General features: G+C 66.8%; 8 protein-coding genes and 1 pseudogene. 6 read left to right on the forward strand and 3 right to left on the reverse strand.

What is annotated here, in order from left to right; genetic code table 11:
* The 5 genes and pseudogenes from GXZ33_RS09610 to GXZ33_RS09630 form a co-directional block, all read left to right on the forward strand.
* Positions 1-236 (forward strand): annotated as a pseudogene (locus GXZ33_RS09610) (DUF1801 domain-containing protein); the annotation flags it as partial.
* A 126-nt stretch (positions 237-362) separates the two neighbouring features.
* A complete protein-coding gene (locus GXZ33_RS09615; RefSeq protein WP_291340816.1) occupies positions 363-1,370 on the forward strand; it encodes a LacI family DNA-binding transcriptional regulator in 1,008 nt (335 codons plus the stop codon).
* Positions 1,367-2,275, forward strand: coding sequence for a ribokinase (locus GXZ33_RS09620; RefSeq protein WP_291340817.1), 909 nt, complete (start codon positions 1,367-1,369; stop codon positions 2,273-2,275). Before GXZ33_RS09615 ends, GXZ33_RS09620 begins: the two co-directional genes overlap by 4 nt.
* 26 nt (positions 2,276-2,301) lie before the next feature.
* On the forward strand, positions 2,302-3,765 hold the full coding sequence (locus GXZ33_RS09625; protein WP_291340818.1) for an MFS transporter: 1,464 nt from the start codon (positions 2,302-2,304) through the stop codon (positions 3,763-3,765).
* 11 nt (positions 3,766-3,776) lie between these two features.
* Positions 3,777-4,715, forward strand: coding sequence for a nucleoside hydrolase (locus GXZ33_RS09630; protein ID WP_291340819.1), 939 nt, complete (start codon positions 3,777-3,779; stop codon positions 4,713-4,715).
* Here GXZ33_RS09630 and GXZ33_RS09635 read toward each other — a convergent pair.
* Entirely contained in the window at positions 4,712-5,680 is a 969-nt protein-coding gene (locus GXZ33_RS09635) for an LLM class flavin-dependent oxidoreductase (protein ID WP_291340820.1), read from the reverse strand. The two genes, GXZ33_RS09630 and GXZ33_RS09635, sit on opposite strands and share 4 nt — an antisense overlap.
* Positions 5,681-5,757: 77 nt before the next feature.
* Complete coding sequence (gene coaE, locus GXZ33_RS09640; protein WP_291340821.1) at positions 5,758-6,360, reverse strand: dephospho-CoA kinase; 603 nt, start codon at positions 6,358-6,360, stop codon at positions 5,758-5,760.
* Positions 6,361-6,584: 224 nt separating this feature from the next.
* On the opposite strand from coaE, the gene GXZ33_RS09645 reads away from it, so the two are divergent.
* Positions 6,585-7,103 (forward strand): hypothetical protein, encoded by a 519-nt coding sequence (locus GXZ33_RS09645; RefSeq protein WP_291340822.1) that lies wholly within the window; start codon positions 6,585-6,587, stop codon positions 7,101-7,103.
* Here the strand turns inward: GXZ33_RS09645 and GXZ33_RS09650 are convergent.
* Positions 7,100-8,071 (reverse strand): glucose PTS transporter subunit IIA (locus GXZ33_RS09650; protein WP_291340823.1); only part of this gene is annotated, 972 nt, incomplete at its 5' end. The genes GXZ33_RS09645 and GXZ33_RS09650 overlap by 4 nt on opposite strands.

The raw sequence follows: 8,071 nt of genomic DNA on the forward strand, positions 1-8,071 counted from the left end.
CCATGACGACCCCTACCGACCCTGACGCCTACATCGCCGCCGCCCCCGAAGCCTTCCAGCCCGCGCTGACTCACCTGCGTGCACTCCTGGCCCGCACTCTCCCGGAAGCAAAGGAAATCACGGCCGCCAGCCTGAGGGCCACCAGGACAGGCATCACCTTCACGCCGCATAAGCCGCTGCCCGATGAGCTGGTGGAGCGGTTGGCGCGGGCGTCGAGAAGCAAGACCGGCGCCTGACGGGGCGTATGACGGCGGTCACCAGGCTGCCGAAACCTGGGCTGGCCAACAGGGCCTCTCCCGGTTTAGAATGTAAACGTTTACTGTAAACGCTTACATCGCACCGGCATTGATCGAGGTGAGCACATGGTCCCGGAGAAGCCCCGCCCCACCCTGAAGGACATCGCTCTTCAGGCCGACGTCTCCATCGCCACTGTCTCCCGGGCGCTCGCGGATAATCCTGCGGTGACACAGAAAACCCGCGAGCGGATCCAGGCCCTGGCCACGGAGCTGGGATACCGCCCCAATGCGCAGGCCCGTGCCCTGCAGAGTTCGCGGACCAACACCATCGGCGTGGTGGTGCCCAGCCTGATCAACCACTACTTCGCCGCCATGGTCACCGCCCTGCAGGACGTCGCCGAGGCCGCGGACATGGCGGTGATCATCACCAACAGCAACGAGAACGCCGCGATGATGGCCTCGTCGCTGGATTTCCTGGCCAGCCACGGGGTCGACGGCATCATCTGCGTCCCGGATGAGGGATGCGCGGATCAGCTCGAGGAACTGCACCGTCAGTCCCTCCCCCTGGTGCTCATCGACCGCGAGCTCCCCTCCAGCTCCATTCCCACTGTCGTCTCCGACCCGGAGCCCGGCATCAGAGCGGCTGTCAACCTGCTGGTGCGGCACAACGCGCTTCCGGTCGGCTATCTCTCCGGGCCGACGAGCACCTCCACGGGACGCCACCGCCTGGACACCTTCCGGCAGGCCTGCGCCGATGCCGGATTCTCCGAGCAACCCGTCTTCCTCGGCGGTTATGAACAGAGCCGGGGTTTCCAGGGGGCGAACCACCTCATCGGTCAGGGCGTGAAGACGCTGTTCGCCGGTGATTCCATGATGACCATCGGCGTCCTCGAGGCCTGCCACCGGGCCGGGCTGCGCATCGGGGAGGACATCAGCATCGTCGGTTTCGACAATCAACCACTCTTCGACCTGCAGCCCCGCCCGCTGACCCTGATCGACCAGCACGTGGAGACCATGGCCCACCGGGCCTTCGCCGTGCTCAACGGACTGATCGAGGGCGAGAAACCACAGAGCAGGTACATCAGCATCCCCACCACCCTCATCGAACGAGAATCAATAAGGACGACACCATGACAGCCATCGCCGTTGTCGGTTCCATCAACGCCGACCTGACCACCCACGTCCACCGCCACCCCAGCCCCGGAGAGACCCTGCTGGGCAGCGGCGGTGACATCAGCGCCGGCGGCAAGGGCGCCAACCAGGCCGTGGCCGCCGCCCAGCTCGGGGCGGACGTGACCATGATCGGCGCGGTCGGCTCCGATTCCATGGCCGCGGCCGCCCTGGAACACCTGCACAACTCCGGCGCGGACACCTCCGCCATCACCACCGTGGCCGGCCCCACCGGGCTCGCGGTGATCACAGTCGCCGAGGACGGCGAGAACACCATCATCGTGGTCCCGGGCGCCAACGCCAGCGTGGATGCCGCCTACGTGAACGCCCACGCGGAAACCGTGGCCGGTGCCGGGATCCTGCTGCTCCAGGGCGAGATCCCGGCCTCCGGTTTCGACCGCGCGGTGGACCTCGCGCAGGGGCGCGTGGTGGTCAACCTCGCCCCGGTCGTGCCGGTCGGAATCGAGCAGCTGCTCCAGTCCGATCCCCTGCTGGTCAACGAGCACGAGGGCGCCCTGGTGCTGGACCTGCTCGGGGTGCCCTTCGCGGAAAGTGACCCCGCCACGCTCGTCTCCGCCCTGCTCGCCCAGGGTTTCGCCTCCGTGGTGATGACGCTGGGTGCGGAAGGCGCCATCGTCGGCGATGCGGACGGCCTCACCGACATCCCCACCCCGCAGATCACGGCCGTGGACACCACGGGCAGTGGTGACGCCTTTGCGGGCGCGCTCGTCGCAAAGCTCGCTGAGGGCGCCACCCTCATTGAAGCCTCCTGCTTCGCCGCCCGCGTCGGCGCTTTCGCCGCCACCCGGCCCGGCGCGCAGGCCTCCTACCCCACGCTTGACAGCACCCTCCCCACCGTCAACGACTGAATCCATCCACCGAATTGAGAGGGACCATGTCCACAACCGTCGAGCCGAGAAGAGCCTCGGCCACCACGATCGTCCCGTTGATGATCGCCCTGCTGGTCGCGGTCTTCGCCTTCCAGCTCAATGCCTCCATGCTCGCCCCCGCCCTGGCCACGATGGAGGTCGAGCTTGACGCGACCCCGGCCCAGATCGGCATGACCCAGACCGCGTTCTTCACCGCGGCCGCCCTGTTCTCCCTGTTCCTGCCCCGCTGGGGTGACCTGATCGGACGCCGTAAAGTGCTGATCGGGATGATGGTGGTCACCGGTATCGGCTGTGTCGTTGCCGCGCTGGCCCCGAATGTGGCCGTCCTGTTCCTCGGCCGCCTGATCCAGGGTGCCGCCGGTCCGACGGTGCCGCTGTGTCTGATCATCCTGCGCCAGCAGGTGCCCAGCGAGAAGCAGTATGCCCTGCTGCTGGGTATCGTGACCTCCGTCAACGGTGGTATCGGTGGTGTGGATGCGATCGCCGGTGGTTGGCTGGCCGAGCACTTCGGTTTCCGTTCCATCTTCTGGGTCATGGCCGTGTTCTGTGCGGTCGCTGTCGTCGCGCTGCCCTTCGGTGTGAAGGAGTCCACCGCTGAGGAGACCCCGAAGATGGACTGGCTCGGTGTGCTGCCGCTGGCGGTGTCCATCGGTTCCCTGCTCATGGCCTTCAACGAGGCCGGCAAGCTTGCGGACGCCAACTGGATCCTCGTCGCCGTGCTGTTCATCGTCGGTATCGCCGGCATCGTCGTCTTCTACAACATTGAGAAGCGCGTGAAGAACCCGCTGGTGTCCGTCGAGTACCTCAGCCAGCGCCGCACCTGGGCGCTGCTGCTGACCACCCTGCTGACCATGACCGGTGTCTTCGCCGTGATGAACGGCCTGCTCCCGAACCTCGCGCAGGACGCAGCCCATGGTGCGGGCATGTCCGCCGGTGTGGTGTCCTGGTGGACCCTGACCCCGTACGCGCTGGCTGGTCTGGTCTTCGGCCCGATCGCCGGTGTGCTGGCCGGCAAATTCGGCTACAAGATCGTCCTGCAGATCGGCATCGCACTGACCATCGCCGGTGTCGCCGGTGCCACCTTCCTGGTCGGCAGCACCTCATCGCTGGCCTACCTGGGCATCTCCGTCTTCGTCGGTATCACCTACGCGGGTATCGCCAACATCATGCTCAACGGCCTGGGCGTGGTGCTCTCGCCGGCCGACAACCAGGGTTATCTGCCGGGCATGAACGCCGGTGCCTTCAACCTGGGTGCCGGCATCTCGTTCGCCATCCTCTTCGCCGTGGCCACCAGCTTCGGCGACACCGGCGGCGGTTATGCCGCAGGTATGTGGGCGGGTGTGATCATCCTCGCCCTGGCATTCCTGTGCTCCCTGCTCATCCCCCGCCCGGAATCCATCACCGATACCGTGGCGGCCAGGAACCTGGCTGACACGTCCGCCCCCACCCCGATCACCACCACCCACTAGGAGTTTCCCCTATGCCCACCAAGATCATCCTCGACTGCGATCCCGGCCACGATGACGCCGTGGCCATGCTGCTGGCCGCCGGCAACCCCGAGATCGAGCTGCTCGGCATCACCACCGTCGGTGGCAACCACACCCTGGACAAGGTCACCCACAACGCTCAGGTGGTGGCCACCATCGCCGGCATCGACGCCCCCATCTACCCCGGTGTCACCCGTCCGCTGGTCCGCCCCGTCGAGGTCGCCGAGGACATCCACGGTGACACCGGCATGGAGATCCACAACTACCGCCTGCCGGAGCCCACGGTGCAGGTGCAGGACACCCACGCCGTGGACTTCATCATCGACACCGTCATGAGCCATGAACCCGGCACCGTCGCCCTGGTTCCGACCGGGCCGCTGACCAACATCGCCCTGGCCGTGCGCAAGGAACCGCGCATCGCGCAGCGCGTCAAGGAGGTCGTGCTCATGGGTGGCGGCTACCACGTGGGCAACTGGACCGCTGTGGCGGAGTTCAACATCAAGATCGACCCGGAGGCCGCCCACATCGTCTTCAACGAGTCCTGGCCCCTGACCATGGTCGGCCTGGACCTGACGCACCAGGCGCTGGCCACCCCGGAGGTCGAGGAGAAGCTCGCCGCGCTGGGCACCGACGTCGCCGACTTCGTCGTCGCGCTTTTCGACGCCTTCCGCAAGAACTACCGCGACGCCCAGGGCTTCGATGACCCGCCGGTCCACGACCCCTGCGCCGTGGCCTACCTCATCGACCCGACCGTGTTCACCACGCGCAAGGCCCCGCTGGATGTGGAGCTGCACGGCTCCCTGACCACGGGCATGACCGTGGCCGACTTCCGGGCCCCGGCCGCCGATACCTGCACCACCCAGGTCGCCGTCGACCTGGACTTCGACAGGTTCTGGGGCCTGGTCGTCGACGCCGTGAAGCGGATCGGTTAGAACCAGGCCTGCGCCAGCAGCTCCAGGGAACGGTTGCGCACCGCCGGGTCGAAGGCGTAGGTGACGGTGATCAGTTCATCGGCACCGGTGCGCTCCTGGAAGTCCGCGAGCTGCTGCTTCGCGGTTTCCGGGGAGCCGACCGCCTGGATCCGCAGGCCGTCCTGGCGCGGGATCGAATCGGGGTCGACCGGCGGCTGGATGGGGCGGGTCCGGCCGTTGCGGATGTCCAGGAACATCTGCTCCACGGTGGTGAACTGCCGGTGCGCCTCCTCATCGGTGTCGGCGACCATGACGTTGATCCCCGCCATGACATAGGGCTTGTCGATCTGCGCGGTCGGCGCCTCCGTGCTGAAGGAGCTGCGGTAGACCTCGAGCGCATCATCGATCTGGTCGGCCGCGAAATGCGAGGCCAGGGAGAACGGCAGGCCCAGCTGCCCGGCTATCGACGCCCCGTTCACCGTCGAACCCAGCACCCACACCGGCACCTTCGTCCCCGCAGAGGCGGAGGAGACGATCGGCATACTGTGCGCGGTGCCGTCCGCCCCGAACCAGCCCTGCAGGTCGTAGATGTGATTGGCGAAGGCCTGCGGCTCCGCCGAGGACCGGCTGAGTGCCCGGGCCGTCATCTGGTCGGTGCCCGGCGCGCGTCCGAGGCCGAGGTCGATGCGGTCACCGTGGATGTTGGCCAGGGTACCGTACTGCTCGGCGACCAGGAGCGGTGCGTGGTTGGGCAGCATCACCCCGCCCGAGCCCACGCGGATCTTCTCGGTGACCGCTGCCGCCTGCGAGATGAGCAGCGAGGTCGCACTCGAGGCGAGGTTCGCGGTGTTGTGGTGCTCGGCAAACCACAGGCGTTCATAGCCCAGCTGGTCGGCGATGCGGGCGGAATCCATGGAGGCTGCGATCGCATCAGCTGCGGTGGCACCCTCGGAGATGGAGACCAGGTCAAGAATGCTCAACGGCACAGACAAAACAGAAAATCCTTCAACTACCTCGGGGTTACGTCCACCAGGCGTAACCCCGACTGAGCTGTTTCCATTCCCTAGGCCGCGCGGCGGCGGATCTCCTCGACCAGTTCGTCGACCTGCGGGACCAGGGCGTCGATCGGGCCGTTGTTGTCGATGAGCACGTCCGCGGCGGCGCGGCGGATATCGTCGGACACCTGGGCTTCGATACGCCGGCGGACGTCCGCCTCCTCCAGGCCGCGCTTTGCGACGAGCCGTCGCACCCGCTCCTCCGCCGCCACGTCCACCACCACAACCAGGTCCATCTGCCGGTCCAGGCCCTTGTCCACCAGCAGGGGCATGTCGTAGACGATGGCCGCCTCCCCCGCCTCCTCGGCGGCGGCGAAACGCCGGGCCGTCTCCTCCGCGATGCGCGGGTGGGTGATGGAGTTGAGCAGGGCGGTGTGCTCCGCATCCACGAAGGCCTTCGCCGCCAGGCCCGCCCGGTCGAGCGAGCCGTCCTCCCGGATGATGTCCTGGCCGAAGGCCTCCGCCAGTTCCTGCAGGGCCGGCTGGCCCGGTTCCACGACGTCGCGGGCGATCTGGTCCGCGTCCACCACCGGAATGCCGCGTGCGAGGAGCAGGCCTGTCACTGTTGATTTTCCGCTGCCGATGCCACCTGTGAGTCCGACTTTGATCATGCCTCACATGGTAGCGCCCGACACAGCGAACTAGGATCAGGCGAATGCGACACATCAAGATGACTGCCCTTGCCGGGGCCCTGGCCTGCGGCCTGGCACTGAGCGCCTGCGGCACCGACAGCTCCCCCACCACCGAGACGACCGTCACCACCGAGGCCGACTGATCGATCGCCATCCCGCTCAACGACGACGGCACCGTCGACGAGGACCTCTTCTTCGAGCTGATGACACGTGCGGAGGAGACCGTCACCTCGGAAGTCTTCACCTCCCGCCTGGTGGACCCAGACACCCGCGAGCCCCTCGACGGCGATTCCGACACCTCCTACATCGACCACGAGGCCGAGCAGCTCCTGCACGTCGAGATCATCGACGGCATCACCTACGAGACCTTCGAGACGGCCGATGAGATGTGGACGCGTATCGACGGCGGCGAGTGGGAATCCGCCATGGAAGAGGTCACCGAAGAGGACCTCACGGAAGAGGACGCCGCCGAGGAGGAGACCGAGGAGTACTGGGAGGACCCCATCAACTCCTCGGTCGAGATCATCGACCTCGACGCCCGGGTCTTCCGCATCAACCAGGAATACCGGGACGACGAGGAGATCTACGCCGCGGAGGTCACCCTCGACGACCAGCTGCGCGTCGTCGAGGCCTTCACCGATTACGGCGACGGGACCGCCTTCCTCCAGGAGACCACCTCGATCAACGAGCCGGTGGAGTTCCCCACCGACCTGCCGGTCTAGACCGTTTCCGTGACCTTCGCGGTGGCGTCGATGACCGGATCGCCGACGGCGACCTCACCTGTGGCGGTCAGCGCCACGACGTCGGCGAGCTTGCGGTGGTTGGTCACCACCACCGGGGTGATGGCGCTGTAGCCGGCCTCCTCGATGGCGGCGCGGTCAAAACGCACCAGGGGTTGGCCGGCGGTGACCCGGTCGCCCTTGGCCACCAGCAGCTCAAAGCCCTTGCCCTCCATGTTCACGGTGTCGATGCCGATGTGCACCAGCAGCTGCACCCCACTGTCGAGCTTCAGACCCACGGCATGCCCCGTCGGGAAGGCCACCATCACCGACCCATCAGCCGGGGCGACGACGGTGTCACCCGAGGGATCAACCGCCAGGCCCTTGCCCACCGCACCGGCGGCGAAGGCCTCATCCGGTACCTCGTTGAGCGGGACCACCCGCCCGGCCAGCGGGGAACCGATCTGGAAGGTGTCGCCCGCGGCGACGACGCGCTCGGGGGAGCCGGTGGCAACGGCGGTGTCGGCGGCGTCGATACGCTCGTCCTCCGCACGGCTGGCCTCCTCCCGCTCAGCAGCAATCCGGGCCAGCGCCTCCTCCTTCTCCTCCTTACCGCGGTAATCCAGGAAGACCACCAGCAGCATGGACGTGAAGAACGCGACCGCCAGGCCGATGGCATAACCGAAGATCGGATCCATCGCCGGGATGGTCAGCAACGAGGTGAACACGAAGGCGTAGGCACGGACATCGAAGAAGCCCATCACCACACCACCGAGGAAACAACCCGGCAACAGACGCAGATACGTCTTCTTGAAACGCAGCAGCACACCGTAGAGAGAAGGCTCCGAGATACCACCCAACAGGCCGGCCATCATGCCACCCAGGGAAACCTGGCGCATCGACTTGTTGTGCTCCTTGATGGAGATGATCATCTCGCCCGTGACCACACCGAAGCAGGCGAAGTTCCACGC

Origin of the sequence: Corynebacterium sp. (genome assembly GCF_012838985.1) — a bacterium.
Lineage (GTDB): Bacteria > Actinomycetota > Actinomycetes > Mycobacteriales > Mycobacteriaceae > Corynebacterium.

Bases quoted from the DNA above. Each gene is read 5' to 3' on its own strand.
- GXZ33_RS09615 (WP_291340816.1), top strand. From the start codon at position 363: ATGGTCCCGGAGAAGCCCCGCCCCACCCTGAAGGACATCGCTCTTCAG.
- GXZ33_RS09620 (WP_291340817.1), top strand. From the start codon at position 1,367: ATGACAGCCATCGCCGTTGTCGGTTCCATCAACGCCGACCTGACCACC.
- GXZ33_RS09625 (WP_291340818.1), top strand. From the start codon at position 2,302: ATGTCCACAACCGTCGAGCCGAGAAGAGCCTCGGCCACCACGATCGTC.
- GXZ33_RS09630 (WP_291340819.1), top strand. From the start codon at position 3,777: ATGCCCACCAAGATCATCCTCGACTGCGATCCCGGCCACGATGACGCC.
- coaE (WP_291340821.1), bottom strand. From the start codon at position 6,360: ATGATCAAAGTCGGACTCACAGGTGGCATCGGCAGCGGAAAATCAACA.
- GXZ33_RS09645 (WP_291340822.1), top strand. From the start codon at position 6,585: ATGACACGTGCGGAGGAGACCGTCACCTCGGAAGTCTTCACCTCCCGC.